The following is a 17921-nucleotide window of genomic DNA, read 5'->3' on the forward strand; positions in this document are numbered from 1 at the left end:
ACTTGAATCGCGAACGTGATCCTGTGAATAGACAGGCTGCTTGAGATCTGAAGCGACAACTACGTTGACACAGACCGAAAGAAAAGTGACCCGCTGTAAGAGCGGAACCAATATCAGCAACACCCGATTAAATGGATATGCACCTAAAACCCAACGCCCCCTAAATTTGCTGATCAACCCGGGGCAACCGCTGCGACAACTCATCCAGCAGTTTCTGCTCGCGCTTATCTTCCAGCGCCCTCGCCTCGTCGATGTACCGTTGCACCAACTTGCGCAACCCCTCGACCCGGGCATACGCCTTCTGCCACTCACCCCGGGCTTTATTCAGGTTGTTCTGGTGCCAGTTCAGACTCTGCCGCTGCTGACTCACCGCCGTCTCAAGCTGGTTGAGAAAGCGCTGGTAGTTCATCAGCCACTGGCCGGACACGCCATGGGCGCCTTTGTCGATCCATTGCTGTTGATAGTCGGAGCGAAACTTCTCCAGCTCGCCGAGTTTGCTCTCGGCCAGCCGAACCTGTCCTTGAAAATGCCCCAGACGCTGAACGGCGGTCTTTTCGGCCTTTTCGGCCATGTCCACCACCGGCGCCAGTCGGGCGGCGCGACTCTGGGCCATGGGCTATCAGCCCCCGGCCTGAGGATTGAAGATCCTCGCCAGCTGCGCTTCGCTGCTCTCCATGCTCTCGTTGTCGTGCAGCCCTTGACGCAGATAACGCACCAGTTGCGGCTGCAGATTGATCGCCGTGTCCGTCTCGCGATCCCCCCCGGCGACATAGGCACCGACGCTGATCAAGTCGCGACTCTGCTGGTAGCGCGACCACAATTGCTTGAAGTACTGGGCCTGAACCATGTGCTCGGGCGAGACCACGGACGGCATGACCCGGCTGATGGACGCTTCGATGTCGATGGCCGGGTAATGCCCCTCTTCCGCCAGGCGCCGCGACAGCACGATGTGGCCGTCCAGCACGCCCCGCGCCGAGTCGGCAATCGGGTCCTGTTGGTCGTCGCCTTCGGACAAAACGGTGTAGAACGCGGTGATCGAACCGCCGCCCTTCTCAGCGTTACCGGCGCGCTCCACCAGTTTCGGCAGTTTGGCGAACACTGACGGCGGATAGCCTTTGGTTGCGGGCGGTTCGCCGATCGCCAGGGCGATTTCCCGCTGGGCTTGGGCGAAACGGGTCAGGGAGTCCATCAGCAACAGGACGTTCTTGCCCTTGTCGCGGAAATATTCGGCGATCCGCGTGCAATACATCGCCGCCCGCAGACGCATCAGGGGCGCGTCGTCTGCAGGGGATGCGACGACTACAGAGCGCTTGAGGCCTTCTTCGCCGAGGATGTGTTCGATGAATTCCTTCACCTCACGGCCCCGTTCACCGATCAGCCCGACGACGATGATGTCGGCCTCGGTGAAGCGGGTCATCATCCCCAGCAGCACGGATTTACCCACGCCAGTCCCGGCGAACAGGCCCAGACGCTGGCCGCGACCCACCGTCAACAAACCGTTGATGCAGCGAATGCCGACATCCAGCGGCTGGCTGATCGGGTCGCGTTTGAGCGGGTTAATGGTCGGGCCGTCCAGCGGCACCCAGTCTTCGGCCTTCATGCCGCCCTTGCCGTCCAGCGGACGACCGGCGCCATCGAGCACACGACCGAGCATGGTCATGCCCATCGGCAAACGCCCGGTGTCAGGCAGCGGCACCACGCGTGCGCCCGGTGCAATGCCGGCGACGCTGCCCACGGGCATCAGGAACACCTTGCCACCGGCAAAGCCCATGACTTCGGCCTCGACTTCCACCGGTTGATGGCTGTCGTCGTTGATCACTACACAGCGGCTGCCCATCGCCGCACGCAGGCCTTCCGCCTCAAGCGTCAGGCCCACCATGCGCAGCAGGCGGCCTTCGACCACGGGCTGGACGGGCAAGCTGATGGCGTCAGGGTAGGCGCTCAGGCGTTTGCCGAAGCTGGTGCGCTCAAGACGCATCGGACGCGTCCGCGTTTTTCTGCATCAGGTCTTCGGCGCTTTTGATCGCGGCTTCCAGATCGACACTCACGTCCGGCACCGTCGGGTGCAGGGCTTGTTCGTGCAGCTGGTCGAACATCTTGGCGATGGCCACGCTCAAACGTGTCTCGATGGTCGCGTCGATGCGGCTGTGTTCGGTTTCGACCCGGCACCCGCCCGGCTGCAGGGTGTCGTCTTCGAGGATGCGCCAGTTTTCTTCGTGGCGTTCACGCAGCGCTTTGACCTGGGCGAAGTCCTGAGAATTGACCAGAATCCGCACGTTGGTGGCGCCCATGGGCAACAGCCGCAAGGCGTCCTGAAGCACTTTGCCGATCTGGCTGGAATCGGTTTTCAGCTCGCGCTGAATGACCTGCCGGGCGAGGTGCTCGACCAACTGGATCATGGATTTTTCGATCTGCGCGTCCTGCTCGGCGATGGGCTCAAGCAGGTGCGTCATCAGGGTTTCAAGGCTTTCCAACTTGGCCGTCAAAGCCACTTCGGCCTCTTGGCGAACCTTGAGCTGCGTGCTGTGGAAACCCTCTTTCTCGCCGATGGCGAAACCTTCGTTGTAGGCGTCCTGACGGATGCTTTCCAGCTCTTCCAGGGTCAGTGGCTGGACTTCCTCCAGCGGCACTTCTTCGCTTTCCTGAGGCTCCGGCTCAACCACCGGTTCCGGCTCGGGCTCTTCCACATGAGGATCGAAGCTGGGCAATGTCCAGACATCGATCCCACGCAGATCCTTGGCGCGGATAAGCTCGCTGGGTGCTTCTTTATCGGAGCTGAACATCGACTGCACCTACTGTTAAATCATTTCCTCGCCACCTTTGCCGCCGAGAACGATCTCCCCGGCCTCCGCCATACGACGGGCAATGGTGAGGATTTCTTTCTGCGCCGCTTCCACGTCGCTGACACGAACCGGGCCTTTGGCTTCCAGGTCGTCGCGCAACAGCTCGGCAGCACGTTTGGACATGTTCTTGAAAATCTTTTCTTTGATGGCGTCGTCCGAACCCTTGAGGGCCAGCACCAGCACATCGGAAGAGACTTCGCGCAACAGCGCCTGAATGCCACGGTCGTCGACGTCGGACAGGTTGTTGAAGACGAACATGAGGTCTTCGATCTGTGTCGACAAGTCTTCGTCCACTTCGCGGATGGAATCCATGAGCTGGCCTTCGATCGAGCTGTCGAGGAAGTTCATGATGTCCGCTGCACGCTTGATACCGCCCAGAGTGGTACGCGACGTGTTGGCGTTGCCCGAGAACTGCTTCTCAAGAATCTGGTTCAGCTCTTTCAGGGCCGCTGGCTGTACGGTGTTTAACGACGAAACGCGCAGAATGATGTCCAGACGCACTTTGTGGTCGAAATGGCTCAGCACTTCACCGGCCTGGTCGGCGTCGAGGTACGCGACGACGATGGCCTGAATCTGCGGGTGCTCGTAGCGAATGACGTCAGCAACGGCGCGCGGCTCCATCCACTTCAGGCTGTCCAGGCCGCTGGTGTTGCCGCCCAGCAGGATGCGGTCGATCAGGCCGTTGGCCTTGTCTTCGCCCAGCGCCTGCGTCAGCATTTTGCGAATGTAGCCGTCGGAGCCGATGCCCACGCCGGTCTGGTCGCCGATGACGTCGACGAACTCGCTCATCACCTGCTCGACCTGCTCGCGGTGCACGTTGCGCATCTGCGCCATGGCCACGCCCACACGCTGAACCTCTTTAGGGCCCATGTGGCGCAACACCTGAGCGGCGTCCGTCTCACCGAGGGTGAGGAGCAGGATCGCAGCCTTATCGACACGGGTCATTTTGACCGCAGCAGCACGACTATCACTCATCTGTGTTAATCCACTCTTTTACGACCTGAGCCACCCGAGCCGGGTCTTCAGCCACCAGGCTCTTGATTGCGTTGAGCTGCGCGTCATAACCCTCGGTCGGGCTCGGCAGCAGGATACTTTGCGGGCCACCCAGGCTCACGCGGTCATTGGCCAGCTCACCGTCCAGACCGACCATGCCGCCCAGTTCCACGTCACCGTCGGCATGCTTGCCCTTCGGATTGGTGATGTTGTTGAGCACCGGACGCAGCACGCCGAACACCAGCACCAGGATGAAGATCACGCCCATCGCCTGTTTGACGATGTCCCAGAACCAGGGCTGCTGATAGAACGCGATGTCAGGAATCACTTCGCCACGGTCGGTGGAGAACGGCACGTTGATCACGCTCACGCTGTCGCCACGGGCTGCGTCAAAGCCAACGGCGTCCTGCACCAGACGGGTGAAGCGCGCCAATTGATCGGCGGTCCACGGCACCATGGTGGTTTCGCCGTTGGCCGGGTTGAGCTTGACCTGATCGTCCACCACGACTGCGACAGAGAGGCGATTGATCTTGCCCTGCTGTTGCTTGGTGTGGCTGATGGAGCGGTCCAGCTCGAAGTTCTTGGTCGATTGATTACGTTTGTCGGCCGGGTACGGCGCGAGCATCGGCTGACCGGTGGCCGGGTCCATGATCTGCTGACCATTGGCGTCCAGCAACGGTTGGCCCGGGGCGATCGGACCGGCAGCGCCTGCGGCACCGGCGGTGGCGTTCTGTGGCGCAGTGGCCGGGCCCGGTGGCTGGTTGCTCAAGGCACCCGGCACGCCTTGCGGACCGCTGCCGCTGGAGCGTTGTTCGGTGGTGGTCTGCTCGCTGCGCAATGCAGGCTGATCAGGGTTGAAGCTCTCGGCGGTGGACTCGACCGCGCTGAAATCAACGTCGGCCGACACTTCTGCCTTGTAGCGGTCATTGCCCAGCACCGGCTGCAGGATGTTCTGGACACGCTGAGTCAGCATGGTTTCCATGCGCCGGGTGTAGTCGAATTGCTTGCCCGCCATGGTCAGTTCCGAGTTCTCACCCAGGTCCGACAGCAGGTTGCCTTTCTGGTCGACGACGGTGACCTGAGACTTGGTCAGCTCGGGAACACTGGTCGCCACCAGATTGACGATGGCGGTCACCTGACCTGGCTCCAGGCTGCGCCCGGCGTACATTTCAACCAGCACCGAAGCGGTCGGCTTGCGGTCGTCACGGACGAACACCGAGCTTTTCGGAATCGCCAGGTGAACGCGAGCGGCCTTGATGTTGTTAAGGCTGGAAATGGTGCGCGCCAGTTCGCCTTCCAGGCCACGACGATAACGGGTGGCTTCCATGAACTGGCTGGTGCCGAGGCCCTGATCCTTGTCGAGAATCTCGAAGCCGACGTTGCCATCGGTCTGCGCGATACCGGCACCGGCCAGCTTGATGCGGGCACGGGACAGGTCGTCGGACTTGACCAGCAAGGCACCGGAGTTCGGCTCGACGGTGTACGGAATGTCAGCCTGGGCCAGCGTGTCCATCACCTGCTTGGTGTCCATGCCCGACAGACTGCCGTAAAGCGGCTTGTAGTCTGGCTGTTGCGACCAAAGCACGACGGCAAAACCAATCGCCACGCTGGCGGCCAGACCGACCATGAGGCCGACCTGACGCAGCATGGTCATCTCGGAAAGATTTTGCAGGAACGCCAGCCCGAACACCGGGGGCTTGCTTCCTGTCGCACCCGCTTTTGCAGGTACGTTATCGGCGACGGCTTCAGCCATGACTTAAATCGTCCTCAAACCGGCATTTGCATGATGTCTTGGTACGCCTGAACCAGCTTGTTGCGTACCTGGGTCAGCGCTTGAAACGAAACGCTGGCTTTCTGCGAGGAAATCATCACGTCGGTGAGGTCCACGCCGCTCTTGCCCATCTCGAATGCGGTCGACAATTGGTTCGACGCCTGTTGGGTGTCGTTGACCTTGTTAACCGCCATGCCGAGCATGTCGGAAAAACGGGTCCCACTGGCCATTTCCGGGGCTTCAATGCCCTTCGGCTTGGCCATGGCGTCCATCTGCATGGAGCGCATGTCCAACATCAAGCGATTAAATTCAACACCTTGGCTCATGGACTTCTCTCTCAAAGGGGCCGCAAATTTTTGACACCGATTCAGCGGTTACCCATGTAGTAGCAACAACGGTGCCAGACCAATGGCGGCACTGTGCCAGCTTTTGTGAAAGTATTGGGAGGGTTACAGAACATCATGCGCGAGGGCTGCAGGAGCGTGGCTTGTCCCACGATCGGCGGGGAACCCGCCGCAAATCCATGCCACGCGGTGTGTCAAACGATCCGCATGAATACATATTGCTGCCGGTGCCCGGCAGATCGCGGGACAAGCCACGCTCCTACACAGGCCGGTGAAACTCAACTGGCGAACAGATACCCCTCGACGTCCATCCCCGCATCCCTCATCTGCGCCAGCTTGTAGCGCAATGTACGCGGGCTGATACCCAGGCGTTCGGCGGCCTCCTTGCGGCGGCCGCGCTCGGCGCGCAGGGTGTCGATGATCATCTGGAACTCGCGGCGACGCAGGTCTTCACCCAGCGCTCCGGCCAGTTCGCCGCCGATTGCGTCCGACGACGATTCCGTGACACTGGGCATTGTCGGCAGCGGCGGCAGAACCTGAAGCGCCGGCGCAGACGGAATGACCGACGCGAAGCTGATCGGGCCTGCGAGGCAGAAGTCCTCAGCCTGAATCACCCCGCCCTGCTGCAGAATCAACGCACGCTGCACGGCGTTGTCCAGCTCGCGAACATTGCCCGGCCAGCTGTAACCGACCAGGCACTTCTGCGCCTCGGCCGACAACCGCACCGGCGCGTGCTTCATTTTATTGACGTGCTTGGCCAGCAGACGCTCAGCCAACGGCAGAATATCGCCAGGACGCTGACGCAGCGGCTGCCACGCCAGTGGAAACACCGACAAGCGATAGAACAGGTCTTCACGGAAACGCCCCGCCGCCACTTCGCCCGCCAGATCGCGGTTGGTGGTGGCGAGCACGCGGATGTCCAGTTCGATAGGCTTGCGCGCACCGACGCGCTCCACTTCGCGTTCCTGCAAAACCCGCAGCAGCTTGGCCTGCAAGCCCATGGGCATCTCGGAAATCTCGTCGAGCAGAATCGTGCCGCCATCGGCTTGTTCAAATTTGCCCGCCTGGGCCGCGATGGCGCCAGTAAAGGAGCCCTTCTCGTGGCCAAACAGCGTGGCCTCCAGCATGTTGTCCGGAATGGCGGCGCAGTTGATGGCGATGAACGGCTTGCCCGCCCGGGGCGACTGCTGGTGAATGAAGCGCGCCAACACTTCCTTGCCGGTCCCGGACTCGCCGGAAATCAGCACGGTGGAATCACTCTTCGCCACGCGGCTCGCCAGGTTCAGCAATTGCGCACTGGCAGGCTCGACGGCAATCGGCCCCTCGCCATCGGCAGGCCCCAGACGGCCCAGCGCGTGGCGAGCGACCAGCGCCAGCAACGCCTTGGGCTCAAACGGCTTGACCAGGTAATCGGCGGCGCCTTGACGCATCGCTTCAACGGCCCGATCCACCGCGCCATGGGCGGTCATCAGCAGCACCGGCAATTGCGGGTAGCGGCTGCGCAACTGGGCGAGCAACTGGTGGCCGTCCATGCCCGGCATGTTGACGTCGCTGATCACCAGACTGAACGAACGCTCGGCCGCCGCCAGCAAGGCGTCTTCCGCCGAACCGACGGCATGGAAATCGTGGCCGGCCAGCTCCAGGGTTTCGCCCAGAGCTTCGCGGAGCGAATGATCGTCCTCGACCAGCAATACGTTGATCGTCATGAGTCGTTACCTGTGGCGCTGACGCCCGGAATCAGCGGCAAAGAAACGATGGCACAGGTACCGCGACCCGGACGCGAACGGAATTGCACCTGTCCCTGGTGAGCGCGAGCGACCGCCGTGACCACCGCCAGCCCCAAGCCAGTGCCCGTGGTCTTGGTGGTGAAGAACGGTTCGCCGATCCGCGCCAACGCAGCGGCATCGATGCCACTGCCGTTGTCGCTGATGCACAGCCGCAGCGTGTTACCCCGGTTGTACGCATGAATTTTGACGCGCGCGCCCGGACCACTGGCCTGCACGGCGTTTTCGACGAGGTTGAGCAGCGCCCCGACGAGGGTGTCACGGTTGCACAGCAATTCGCCGTCTGCGCTGTTGCACTGCCAACGCACAGACACATCACGCACGTGAGTCTGGGCCGCCGACTCCAGCGCCTCGACCAGGGCTTGCGGCGCCAAGCGGTCGGTCAGCGGCAGCTCGCCACGGGCAAACACCAGCATGTCCCGCACCTGATGCTCCAGCTCGTGCAGACGCTCTTTCAAGCGCCCCGCAAAACGCTGCTGAGTTTCGACGTTCAGGACCTGCTCGGTAAGATGACTGGCGTAAATCATCGCGGCGGACAGCGGGGTGCGAATCTGATGGGCCAGCGACGCGACCATTCGTCCCAGCGATGAAAGCCGTTCGTGGCGCGCCAACTGGCTTTGCAGGTGGCGGGTTTCAGTCAGGTCGTTGAGCAACACCAACTGACCCGGTTCGGCGTCCAGCGAGCGGGTGGCGATGGACAGGCGACGGCCATCTTTCAAGGAGATTTCGTGACCGTCGTCCTCGCGAGGCGCGAAGCAACGGGCGATGACGTGACGCCAGAGCATGCCGATCAGCGGCTCGCCCAACAAATCGATCGCCGCCGGGTTGGCCTCGCGCACGGTGCCAGTGCCATCGATGACGATAACGCCACCGGGCAGCAGGTCCAGCAGGTGTTGAAGGCGGTTCGCCAGACGCTCTTTCTCCGCCAGCTCCTCCATGCGCTGCGCACTGACCACCGCCAACTCACCCTTGAGTTCGGTGACCCGCGCTTCCAGCAGGCTGTAGGAGTCGGTCAGTTGCACCGACATCTGGTTGAACAGGGCGAACGCCTGCTCCAAACCCTGTCGACTTTCCACTTCCGGGGACGGCTGCACTTGCGAACCTGGCAAGACGGGTTCGGAAGACATCTGAGCGGCCTGGGGCATAGTTGATCTCTCGGTGGCGAACCGTCAGTAAACGGTATGTTGCGAGAGACTTAGCAATCCTCGTGCCGAAAAAAAACCGCTGAAAAATCAGCGGTCTTTTTGGCGGGCGTCAATCGAGCGTCAGTCGTCGAGCTGATCATCGCCTTCGCGACGGCTCATTCCGTACTTGCGCATTTTCTCCACCAACGTGGTGCGGCGGATGCGCAGACGTTCGGCGGCACGGGCGACAATGCCGTTGGCGTCGTCGAGCGCCTGCTGGATCAGGCCCTGTTCCAGACCACCGAGGTAGTCTTTCAGGTCCAGGCCTTCCGGCGGCAGCATCGCGCTGTTGGCGAAGTTCGGCGTATGCCCGTTGATGGCCACGCGTTCTTCGAGGTCGCTGCGCAGGCTGTCCACCAACTGCTCGTCTTCGTCGTCGACGTAGCGGAATTTCTTCGGCAGCTCAGCCACACCGATCACGCCGTACGGGTGCATGATCGCCATGCGCTCGACCAGGTTGGCCAGCTCGCGAACGTTGCCCGGCCAGCCGTGACGGCACAGCGACATGATCGCCGCCGAGTTGAAACGGATGGACCCACGCTTTTCGTGCTCCATGCGCGAGATCAGCTCGTTCATCAGCAGCGGGATGTCTTCCACGCGCTCACGCAACGGCGCCATCTCGATCGGGAACACGTTCAGGCGGTAGTACAAGTCTTCGCGGAAGCCACCGGTCTCGATCATGTCTTCGAGGTTCTTGTGGGTCGCCGCAATGATGCGCACATCGACGCTCTGGGTCTTGTTGCTGCCCACGCGCTCGAAGGTACGTTCCTGCAACACACGCAGCAGCTTGACCTGCATCGGCAGCGGCATGTCACCGATTTCATCGAGAAACAGCGTGCCGCCGTTGGCCAGTTCGAAGCGACCTGCCCGGCTGGTGATCGCACCGGTGAACGCGCCTTTCTCATGACCGAACAGTTCGCTTTCCAGCAGTTCGGCAGGGATGGCGCCACAATTCACGGGCACAAAAGGCGCGTCACGGCGTTTGGAATGGTAATGGAGGTTACGCGCGACCACTTCCTTGCCGGTGCCGGATTCGCCAAGGATCAGCACACTGGCGTCGGTGTCGGCCACTTGCTGCATCATCTGGCGCACGTGCTGGATCGCACGGCTGGTGCCGACGAGGCTGCGGAACAGATTGGGTTCGCGTTGACGGCCACGCTCACGGGCCTGGTCGTACATCTCGCGATACACCTGAGCGCGGTGCAGGGAATCCAGCAGCTTGCTGTAGCTCGGCGGCATTTCGACGGTGGACAACACGCGTCGACGCAGGTCTTCAGCCAGGTCAGCCGAAGAATTTTCGCCCATCAGCAAAACAGGAAGGAACTCATCCCATGCCGCGACGGTCTTAAGCAGCCCTTGAAGACTGCCCGGGGCATTTACGGTGCCGACCAATACGCACAGGACTTCCCGAGTGGATGCCAAAGAACCCACGACTTGCTGCCAGTCGGTACTGGAGCAGGACAGGTTCTCGTCGCCGAGAAAATTCAGAATCACCGCCATGTCACGGCGGCGCTGGCTATCGTCATCGATCAGCAGAATCTTGATTTCACGCCACATGCAATAGCAACTTCCCTAGTCAACTCGATGCCCATTCAGGGGCAAGCTTGGCCTGTGTATGGTCCGCAGAGACGTTTACAACAGCCAGAAATTAGTGAACATCACTAGTTAAGTCAAAAAACCGTACACAGTCAATTTTATGGCGCACATATTTTTTCGATCAACCCAGCGTCAACCGAACAGATGGTAAACCTTTGCCGCGGATTTCGCTCGCTGGATCTGCGACATTTCATCGACAATCGCTTGGCGTTCGCCCACGGCGATATCTATCAACTGCCGATAGACCCCCAACAACTCTTCCAGATTGCTGCGCAAGTCAGGCTCATCGTCATTCGCCTCACGGATCACGTCGTCGACACAGGCACGGCAGGCCAGGTCGAGCTTGCCGATCGTCTCCCAATCGCGTTCGGCGAGGGCGTCGACCAGGGCTTCGCGGGTTTCTTCGATTCGCTTGAGTGCAGCGCTCATGGTCGTCTCCTTCACAGCGCGGGTTGCTGATCGCCGATACCGTCCCAACCTTCCTTGACGGTGGTCAGCAAATCGCTGACTTCATCGAGGATTTTCGGGCTGGTCTTGATGTTGGCTTCGGCCAGACGCTTCATCATGTACACATACAGGTTGTCGACGTGAGCCAGGGCTTCAGCCTGCTTCTCCATGTCCAACCCCTCACGCAGACCACCGATGACCTCGATCGCCTTGCCAATCAATACACCTTTGGCCGCAATGTCTTTACGCTCGATGGCACCTTTGGCCTGAGCGATGCGGTCCAGGCCGGCTTCCATGAGCATTTGTACCAGACGGTGCGGCGTGGCCACGGCGGTCTGCGCCTGTGAGTTAACCTTCTGATACTGCCGAAGGGCTGCCATACGGTTCATGTTTTCTTACCTCGCACAACTCGAAGTTCGTATATTCAATGTATCGACACGGCCCTGGGAAACTTTAAGGCCAGATGCCAAAAACCCGGCACATGGGCCGGGTCATGGTTTAGAGCGCTAAGGATCAGCCTTTCGACGCGTTCAAAGAGTCGAAGAACGAGGTGATGCTCGTCGCCGACGCCTTCAGCTGTCCGACCAACAGGTCCATCGCGTTGTATTTCGCGGTGAGTGTGGCAGTCAGCGTGGTCACACGCAGGTCCAGCGCCGTCTGTTGATCCTGCAGGTCGCTCTGCTGCTTGTTCAGGCTGGTGGTCCGAGTGGCGAAAATACCGCCAGTCTGGGTGTACGGCGTGATGGCGTTGTTCATGCGCGCGATCAGGCCGTTGCTGCCGTCACCAGTTCCGCTGAACAGTGTCTGCACATCGCCCGCCAGACCTTTGCTCATGGCCGCATCGAACTTGGTGCTGTCCAGCGAAAGCGTACCGTCTGCCTGGGCCGTGGTGATGCCGAGCTGCGAAAGCACCGACAGGTCGCCGCCCGCGCCCGTGGTGACCAACTCGTTGCGCAGCGCCGACAGAATGGAGCGCGGCATCGAGTCACCGGTCAGGGCCGCCGGGGTCACGGTTGCGCCGGTGGTGGGGTCAGGCGTGGCGCTGACCGTGGCCTTGGTGACCGTGCTGACGGCTTTAACAACCGAGTTGTAGGAATCGACGAACGCTTGCAGCGACGCCTTGAGCCCGTCGGTGTTGGTGGCGACCGTCACGGTCACCGGCGCCGTCGATTTGTCACTCCCCGGCAGCAACGTCAGCGACACACCACCGAGGTTTTTATCGATGGTGTTGCTTTTGCTGGTGAAGTTGAAGCCGTCAATGGTGACGTCAGCATCGATCGGCTGGGCACCGATGTAACCGGCGGAAGACGCCGAGGTCGTGTTGACAGGAACACCCGCGTCGATCTGAAGGCCTGTGATACCACTGGTGGTAGTGATATCAGAGCCGGCACCTGTAGCGGTAGAGCCAAACACCAACCGGGAACCATTGGTATCGGTGATGATGTTGGCGCTGATACCCGTGGTTTTGGTATCAGCATTGATCTGTTTGGCAACGGAAGCCAATGTGTCGCCATCGGCAATCGTGTAAGTCTTGCCAATGCCATTCTGACTGACGGTCAGCGACCCCCCAGTCGGAATAGCACTGCTCTTGGCGTCACCGGCGAACGCCGCAGTTGCGACGCTGGAACTGGTTGCAACTTTGTTCACGACAACCGTGTGGGTGCCAGGCACGGCAGAGTTGTCGGAGGTTACGCTCACTTTGGTGGCGTCCGAGGAGGTCGCCGCATAGCCTGCGAATTGCAGTTTGCTGGTGGTGCCGGTTGGGGGTTTGAGCAATGTCTGAAACGCCGACAACGCCGATTGCAGCGTGCCGATGCCAGAAAGCTTGGTCGTGACCAGTTTGGTCTGGGTCGTGATCTGCGTTTGCTTCGCGAGCTTGTCAGAATTGACCAGTGCGGTAACGATATCGCCAATCGCCAGGCCAGATCCCAGGCCGGTTGATGGGGTAATTGGACTCGCCATGTGTGTCTCCTTTCAGGTTGAGTCGGTCTTTTGACTAATCACAGCTCAAAACAACCGCGTACACGTTTCATGCCACTCAGACTTTAGCGTCGAACAACAGGCTATGAGCGTTCTGAAGGCTGTCAGCGATTTTCAGCGCTTCGGCGGACGGCAACTGCCGCACCACTTCACCTGTTTCGCTGGCAATGACTTTCACAACGACCTTACCGGATGCCTCATCAATGGAGAATTCCAGATTACGCCGAACCGACTGAACGAATTTTTCGATCTGATCGACGGCGGCTTTCAAGGCTTGATCACCTTTGTCGGAATTTGAGTCTTTACTTTTGTTCGTGTCCGTATCAGAAGCCGACACGGGAACAGGAGCGGGAATGACCGGAGCAGGTACCGGGGTCTTGTCCGTGACCAATGGCGTCGTCTGCACAGCAGCATAAGACAGATTCAGCCGCGTACTTATGTCCATGTCTACTCACCTCTCAAAAGTAAAAAGCGGGAGAGTACGCAAGCACACTCCCCCGCCAAAACTCATTCCGATATTACTGAAGCAGTTTCAGTACAGCGGAAGGCAGTTGGTTAGCCTGGGCCAGAACAGCGGTGGAAGCTTGTTGCAGAGTTTGCTGTTTGGTCAGGTTAGCGGTTTCAGCTGCGAAGTCGGTGTCTTGAATACGGCCCAGTGCAGCGGTGGCGTTTTCGTTGACGTTTTGCAGGTTGGAAATGGTGCTGGTCAGACGGTTTTGCGAAGCACCGAGGTCAGCACGGGTGGAGTTGATCTTGGCCAGAGCCGCGTCGATCGAAGTGATCGCCTTGTCAATGTTGCCCGAAGCAGTGGCGCTGGTGCCGGAGATGGCAACCGAACCGCTGGCAACCGACAGGGAAGTTGCGTCGAACTTGCCGGTCAGGGTCAGGGTGATCTGGTTAGCCGAACCTACGTCCGAACCCACTTGCAGAGTCATGCTGCCGGCGGAGCCGTCGAGCAGGTTCTTGCCGTTGAGGTTGGTCGAAGCCGAGATACGGGTCAGTTCGTCCGACATCTGAGCGAATTCAGCGTTCAGAGCGGTACGGTCAGCCGAGCCGTTGGTGTCGTTTCGCGACTGAACAGCCAGTTCACGCATACGTTGCAGAATGTTGGTCGACTCTTGCAGAGCGCCTTCAGCCGTCTGAGCCATCGAGATACCGTCGTTGGCGTTCTTGATTGCTACGGTCTGGCCACGGATTTGCGAAGTTTCGCGAGTAGCGATCTGCAGGCCGGCTGCGTCGTCTTTAGCGCTGTTGATTTTCAGACCGGACGACAGACGAGTCATCGAAGTCGACAGTGCATCGGAAGCTTTGCCCAGGTTCTTCTGAACAGCCAAGGAAGCTACGTTAGTGTTTACGCCTAAAGCCATGATGAATTCCTCGTTGGTTGGGTACTGCGGCTTTCCGGCCCTGGCAAGCGCCGGGTGTGGCCTAGAGAACCTTCGTAATGTTTATCGTCGTGGTTGCCAGGAGCTTGAGGGCTTTTCGAAAATTTTTTGCCACCAGAGCGCCACCCCTGCTTTCGACGGGGGTTACACAGCGTTTCGGCGGGACCCTCGCAAGCTTTAATCAAGACGTCAAACCTATGATTGCCAACGGAATTCAAGACGGACACGTCGCCTGGACGTGCCCGGTTCAGCGGTTTACCTGAAAAGACCCGCCTTACTGAAGCAGCTTCAACACCGCCGCAGGCAGTTGGTTCGCTTGGGCGAGGATGGCGGTCGAGGCTTGTTGAAGGGTTTGTTGTTTGGTCAGCTCGGCGGTTTCGGCGGCGAAGTCGACGTCTTGAATGCGGCCGCGAGCAGCATCAGTGTTCTCACGCATGCTTTGGAGGTTGGCAACAGTCGAGGTCAGCCTGTTCTGAGCAGCACCCAAACCTGCCCGCGTCGAGGTCACAAGTGCCAACGCTGCATCAACTGCCGACATAGCTGCATCTGCATTAGCGTGAGCATCTGAGGTCGTGGCACCTGACAACGCTAGCGTCGAGGAAGCAACGCTTAAGGAAGCGGCATCAAATTTAGCACTCAGCTCCAAACTGATGCGGTCTGCGGCAGCAGTCCCAGTGCCCACCTGCAATTCCAAAACCCCAGCCGTTCCATCAAGAAGCGGTCGACCGTTAAGTTTCGAGCTTTCAGAAAGGCGCGTCAGTTCATCGCTCATCTTTGCGAATTCGCTATTCATTGCGACGCGTTGATCAGGCCCATTTGTGTCATCACGAGCCTGAACTGCTAACTCTTTCATCCTGATGAGGATCTGGGCCGTTTCATGAAGAGCTCCCACCGCCGCCTGAGCGATCGATAATCCATTACTGGCATTTCGAAGCGCCACAGTCTGCCCTCGGATTTCGCTGCTCATCATTGTTGCGAGCTGGAGGCCAGCGGCATCGTCCTTGGCACTGTTGATACGCAACCCCGAAGATAAGCGACTCATTGATGTGCTCAACGCATCGCTGGTGCGGTTGAGTTTGGTTTGGATAGACAACGACGCAATGTTGGTATTTACGGTTAAAGCCATCTTGAATTCCCTCGTTGATAGAAACGGCAGGTTTTCAAAAAGCGGGGAAGTCCATTTCTCCCGGAAAACCTACAACTTCGTTATCGCCTAAGAAAAAGCTGACTTTAGTAAAATATTGAGGTAACCCTCCTCAAAAAAGAATGCCATCACTACATGTGTAGGACAAAAAGAAATCCAACATAACGAATGGCAAAGGTTTTTTTTAAAACCATACCGCTCTCAAAAAATATCGCCACCAAGACTGATGGCATCCATTGTAGACACGCAAAAGAAAGTTCCTACATGTCAGTCGGAAATTTCAGCATTGATAATATTTTGCAGGAAGAGTTACGTGATCTTGCGTCACAGCAAAACCACAAATTAATAAATGCGAGATCATCATAATGAAAACAAAAAAAATCGTATCGACCTTAGCATCGAGCGCAATTTTCCTGGTGGCTCAAGCAGCCAACGCGACGGATGTCACGGTCACAATTCGCAATCTCTCAAGTGAAATGATGACAGGATCATCATCGGACTTTCCTACCCGCCTGGCACCAGGTGAAACAGCCACCGTAAAGCTTAATTTTTTCCACGATACAAGCTATGTGAATGTTAGCTACTCAACAGGCAGTAAGACTTGCCATTTCGCAGGTTCGCATCGAGTCTGGTCGGACACGAGGGTCGAATTCGAAAAGAGCGCTACCTCCAACGACGGAAGAAATAACTGCTACGCGCTGCAATCGGTATATCGCTGGTCATCTCCGTATGACTATGTCCTGACGTTCCAAATGACGGATTGACCGGACAAGAACAGATCAAATGAATGCGTTGGCCGACCAGAGTTTCTCTGTCGGCCAACCAAGCCCATTAATGGCTATAGGCTCTGCGGAAGGGCTTGGCCGACCAACCCCACAAACTCTACCTCCAACCAATCCGCCACCCCCAACCAGTCCTGCCGTTCCTGACACGTCAGAATCGCACTCAACACCCGCGTCCATTCAGCCTGCTCCGCAGCCGCCCGCGAGGCCATCAACGGCATCGCGGTGTCGATGAGGTCGACCATCTTCAGCGACGCTTCGATGTCGCGGCCCAGGCGGAACAGGCGCGCGCAGTGGCAGGCCGTGTCGATGAGGGTTGGGGAGGCGTCGTTCATGCCGGGGTCCAGTTCGGGTCGAAGTCGGTGCCGGCGATGAGTGCGCCGTCGCGGCTGGTGTTGAGGAACAGCACTTCAGGGTGCAGCGCGATGTAGCGTTCCAGTTCGATGAGGTAGCTGCGGAAGTTGAGCTGGGTCTTGACCTTGTCACCCCGGCCGTCGAGCACCCAGTGGCGTGCGATGTCGACGTTCGGGCCCAAATGGCCGTCGCCCCAGCCGGTGTGGGTCTTGCCGCCGGGGAAGGCGAAGTCGGCGCCGAACAGGGTGATGCGCGGCGCGCCCATTTTCACCGCGAGGTCGACGGCCGGGTGAATCACGCTGCCGCCCATGTGCAAGCTGCCACGGGGAATCGTTTCGCGGATCACCGAATAGATCGGGCTGCTGGAGTAGCCTCCATAGCGCGGCCCCTGCCAGGCCTTGAGGACGTCGGCGTCCTGACCGGGGAGGTAGACCAGCGCGATGCCGTCGGAATCGTCGGGCGGCAGGTGACGGGGGGCGATGCGATGGTCGATGCTGACCACCAGGTCGGGCTTGATGCCGTGTTGGCGCAATGACACGTAGGCGGTGTCCACGCATATGAACACGGGTCGCTCTGCGGTCTGGAACACTTGCGTCAGTCGCGGCAGGTGCTGTTGCAGGCTGGGGCCGGTCGCGATGACAAACACATCACGACCGCGCTGGCTGCCAAACAGGTCGGCCACGTCTGCGTCGTTCAGCAGCAGTGCCCTGCCCTGTTCCAGTCGCTGAGCGTTCTCGGGGTTGTCCGGAGCGAAATCCTGATTGGTGAAGCGCACGTGCACTTCGCTCACCAGCCGGTCACGAATGCGCGCGCTGCTGTCGTCGGCCAGCACCAGTTCGGCGGGCAACGCGAAGAAAGGCAGGCGAATTTCCGCAGCGGCGTCGGCATAGAGCAGGGCCACGCGTGGGTCGGACAGCCAGTCGTCGTGCTCCAGCAGTTGCAGGACCAGCGCGAACAGCGCGCCGTTGAGGATGTGGACGTGCAACGTCTGCAGGGTGTCGGTGGCCAGCAGCACACGTGGCAAATCGCCGAGGCCGGTGCCGTAGACATGAACATGAGGGCTGCCGGGGGGAAGGCTGTCGGCCTGCACTCGCGCTTCGGCGACGCGGTCATGGCGGCTGGTGAGCTGGACGCCGTTTACGCTGAGCGTCGAGCCCTGGCCTTCGAGCAGTTGCGCAGGCACCGCATCGGTGTTTTCAGCCAGCAGACGCCGGGCGACGTCGGGCCACCGCCGCTCGATCGCCGCCAGGTTGCGCTGGAGAATCTCGCTCATGACAACGTCCCTATCCCACGAGAAGAACAACAGAATGCAAA

General features: G+C 59.6%; 18 protein-coding genes. 1 reads left to right on the plus strand and 17 read right to left on the minus strand.

Annotated elements, in window-relative coordinates:
- Positions 1-160: 160 nt before the first annotated feature.
- The 15 genes from fliJ to GVN17_RS25235 all read right to left on the minus strand — a co-directional run bounded on the left by fliJ (position 161) and on the right by GVN17_RS25235 (position 15453).
- Positions 161-613, minus strand: coding sequence for a flagellar export protein FliJ (gene fliJ, locus GVN17_RS25165; protein ID WP_166597992.1), 453 nt, complete (start codon positions 611-613; stop codon positions 161-163).
- A 6-nt stretch (positions 614-619) separates the two neighbouring features.
- Entirely contained in the window at positions 620-1978 is a 1359-nt protein-coding gene (gene fliI / locus GVN17_RS25170) for a flagellar protein export ATPase FliI (protein ID WP_166597993.1), read from the minus strand.
- Positions 1968-2783, minus strand: coding sequence for a flagellar assembly protein FliH (fliH, locus tag GVN17_RS25175; RefSeq protein ID WP_166597994.1), 816 nt, complete (start codon positions 2781-2783; stop codon positions 1968-1970). Before fliH ends, fliI begins: the two co-directional genes overlap by 11 nt.
- Positions 2784-2798: 15 nt before the next feature.
- Complete coding sequence (gene fliG / locus GVN17_RS25180) at positions 2799-3818, minus strand: flagellar motor switch protein FliG (protein WP_074758780.1); 1020 nt, start codon at positions 3816-3818, stop codon at positions 2799-2801.
- Positions 3811-5589: a flagellar basal-body MS-ring/collar protein FliF gene (gene fliF / locus GVN17_RS25185; protein WP_166597995.1), complete on the minus strand. Its 1779-nt coding sequence runs from the start codon at positions 5587-5589 to the stop codon at positions 3811-3813. The genes fliG and fliF overlap by 8 nt, the downstream gene beginning before the upstream one ends.
- A 14-nt stretch (positions 5590-5603) precedes the next feature.
- Complete coding sequence (gene fliE, locus GVN17_RS25190; RefSeq protein ID WP_166597996.1) at positions 5604-5933, minus strand: flagellar hook-basal body complex protein FliE; 330 nt, start codon at positions 5931-5933, stop codon at positions 5604-5606.
- A gap of 296 nt (positions 5934-6229) precedes the next feature.
- On the minus strand, positions 6230-7657 hold the full coding sequence (locus GVN17_RS25195; protein WP_166597997.1) for a sigma-54 dependent transcriptional regulator: 1428 nt from the start codon (positions 7655-7657) through the stop codon (positions 6230-6232).
- Positions 7654-8862, minus strand: a complete 1209-nt coding sequence (locus tag GVN17_RS25200) for a PAS domain-containing sensor histidine kinase (RefSeq protein WP_256665378.1) — start codon at positions 8860-8862, stop codon at positions 7654-7656. The genes GVN17_RS25195 and GVN17_RS25200 overlap by 4 nt, the downstream gene beginning before the upstream one ends.
- A 138-nt stretch (positions 8863-9000) precedes the next feature.
- Entirely contained in the window at positions 9001-10476 is a 1476-nt protein-coding gene (gene fleQ, locus GVN17_RS25205) for a transcriptional regulator FleQ (protein ID WP_166597999.1), read from the minus strand.
- A 171-nt stretch (positions 10477-10647) separates the two neighbouring features.
- Positions 10648-10944: a flagellar protein FliT gene (gene fliT, locus GVN17_RS25210; RefSeq protein WP_166598000.1), complete on the minus strand. Its 297-nt coding sequence runs from the start codon at positions 10942-10944 to the stop codon at positions 10648-10650.
- Positions 10945-10955: 11 nt separating this feature from the next.
- Positions 10956-11351, minus strand: a complete 396-nt coding sequence (gene fliS / locus GVN17_RS25215) for a flagellar export chaperone FliS (protein ID WP_166598001.1) — start codon at positions 11349-11351, stop codon at positions 10956-10958.
- Positions 11352-11475: 124 nt separating this feature from the next.
- Positions 11476-12924, minus strand: a complete 1449-nt coding sequence (gene fliD / locus GVN17_RS25220) for a flagellar filament capping protein FliD (protein WP_166598002.1) — start codon at positions 12922-12924, stop codon at positions 11476-11478.
- Positions 12925-13000: 76 nt separating this feature from the next.
- Positions 13001-13387, minus strand: a complete 387-nt coding sequence (locus tag GVN17_RS25225) for a flagellar protein FlaG (protein ID WP_166598003.1) — start codon at positions 13385-13387, stop codon at positions 13001-13003.
- Between the two features lie 73 nt (positions 13388-13460).
- Positions 13461-14309 (minus strand): flagellin domain-containing protein, encoded by an 849-nt coding sequence (locus GVN17_RS25230; RefSeq protein WP_166598004.1) that lies wholly within the window; start codon positions 14307-14309, stop codon positions 13461-13463.
- Between the two features lie 292 nt (positions 14310-14601).
- A complete protein-coding gene (locus tag GVN17_RS25235) occupies positions 14602-15453 on the minus strand; it encodes a flagellin domain-containing protein (protein WP_166598005.1) in 852 nt (283 codons plus the stop codon).
- Positions 15454-15836: 383 nt separating this feature from the next.
- Between GVN17_RS25235 and GVN17_RS25240 the strand changes: the two genes are divergently transcribed.
- Positions 15837-16235, plus strand: a complete 399-nt coding sequence (locus tag GVN17_RS25240) for a hypothetical protein (protein ID WP_166598006.1) — start codon at positions 15837-15839, stop codon at positions 16233-16235.
- A gap of 74 nt (positions 16236-16309) precedes the next feature.
- Here GVN17_RS25240 and GVN17_RS25245 read toward each other — a convergent pair whose 3' ends face one another.
- Together GVN17_RS25245 and GVN17_RS25250 are read right to left on the minus strand one after the other, a co-directional pair.
- Positions 16310-16588: a hypothetical protein gene (locus GVN17_RS25245; protein ID WP_166598007.1), complete on the minus strand. Its 279-nt coding sequence runs from the start codon at positions 16586-16588 to the stop codon at positions 16310-16312.
- Entirely contained in the window at positions 16585-17880 is a 1296-nt protein-coding gene (locus GVN17_RS25250; RefSeq protein WP_166598008.1) for a motility associated factor glycosyltransferase family protein, read from the minus strand. The genes GVN17_RS25245 and GVN17_RS25250 overlap by 4 nt, the downstream gene beginning before the upstream one ends.
- Positions 17881-17921: the final 41 nt, after the last annotated feature.

This window comes from Pseudomonas sp. SLFW (genome assembly GCF_009905615.1).
Classification (GTDB): domain Bacteria; phylum Pseudomonadota; class Gammaproteobacteria; order Pseudomonadales; family Pseudomonadaceae; genus Aquipseudomonas; species Aquipseudomonas bambusae.

Coding starts and splice junctions, on each gene's coding strand:
- fliJ (WP_166597992.1), bottom strand. CDS start 613: ATGGCCCAGAGTCGCGCCGCCCGACTGGCGCCGGTGGTGGACATGGCC.
- fliI (WP_166597993.1), bottom strand. CDS start 1,978: ATGCGTCTTGAGCGCACCAGCTTCGGCAAACGCCTGAGCGCCTACCCT.
- fliH (WP_166597994.1), bottom strand. CDS start 2,783: ATGTTCAGCTCCGATAAAGAAGCACCCAGCGAGCTTATCCGCGCCAAG.
- fliG (WP_074758780.1), bottom strand. CDS start 3,818: ATGAGTGATAGTCGTGCTGCTGCGGTCAAAATGACCCGTGTCGATAAG.
- fliF (WP_166597995.1), bottom strand. CDS start 5,589: ATGGCTGAAGCCGTCGCCGATAACGTACCTGCAAAAGCGGGTGCGACA.
- fliE (WP_166597996.1), bottom strand. CDS start 5,933: ATGAGCCAAGGTGTTGAATTTAATCGCTTGATGTTGGACATGCGCTCC.
- GVN17_RS25195 (WP_166597997.1), bottom strand. CDS start 7,657: ATGACGATCAACGTATTGCTGGTCGAGGACGATCATTCGCTCCGCGAA.
- GVN17_RS25200 (WP_256665378.1), bottom strand. CDS start 8,862: ATGTCTTCCGAACCCGTCTTGCCAGGTTCGCAAGTGCAGCCGTCCCCG.
- fleQ (WP_166597999.1), bottom strand. CDS start 10,476: ATGTGGCGTGAAATCAAGATTCTGCTGATCGATGACGATAGCCAGCGC.
- fliT (WP_166598000.1), bottom strand. CDS start 10,944: ATGAGCGCTGCACTCAAGCGAATCGAAGAAACCCGCGAAGCCCTGGTC.
- fliS (WP_166598001.1), bottom strand. CDS start 11,351: ATGAACCGTATGGCAGCCCTTCGGCAGTATCAGAAGGTTAACTCACAG.
- fliD (WP_166598002.1), bottom strand. CDS start 12,924: ATGGCGAGTCCAATTACCCCATCAACCGGCCTGGGATCTGGCCTGGCG.
- GVN17_RS25225 (WP_166598003.1), bottom strand. CDS start 13,387: ATGGACATAAGTACGCGGCTGAATCTGTCTTATGCTGCTGTGCAGACG.
- GVN17_RS25230 (WP_166598004.1), bottom strand. CDS start 14,309: ATGGCTTTAGGCGTAAACACTAACGTAGCTTCCTTGGCTGTTCAGAAG.
- GVN17_RS25235 (WP_166598005.1), bottom strand. CDS start 15,453: ATGGCTTTAACCGTAAATACCAACATTGCGTCGTTGTCTATCCAAACC.
- GVN17_RS25240 (WP_166598006.1), top strand. CDS start 15,837: ATGAAAACAAAAAAAATCGTATCGACCTTAGCATCGAGCGCAATTTTC.
- GVN17_RS25245 (WP_166598007.1), bottom strand. CDS start 16,588: ATGAACGACGCCTCCCCAACCCTCATCGACACGGCCTGCCACTGCGCG.
- GVN17_RS25250 (WP_166598008.1), bottom strand. CDS start 17,880: ATGAGCGAGATTCTCCAGCGCAACCTGGCGGCGATCGAGCGGCGGTGG.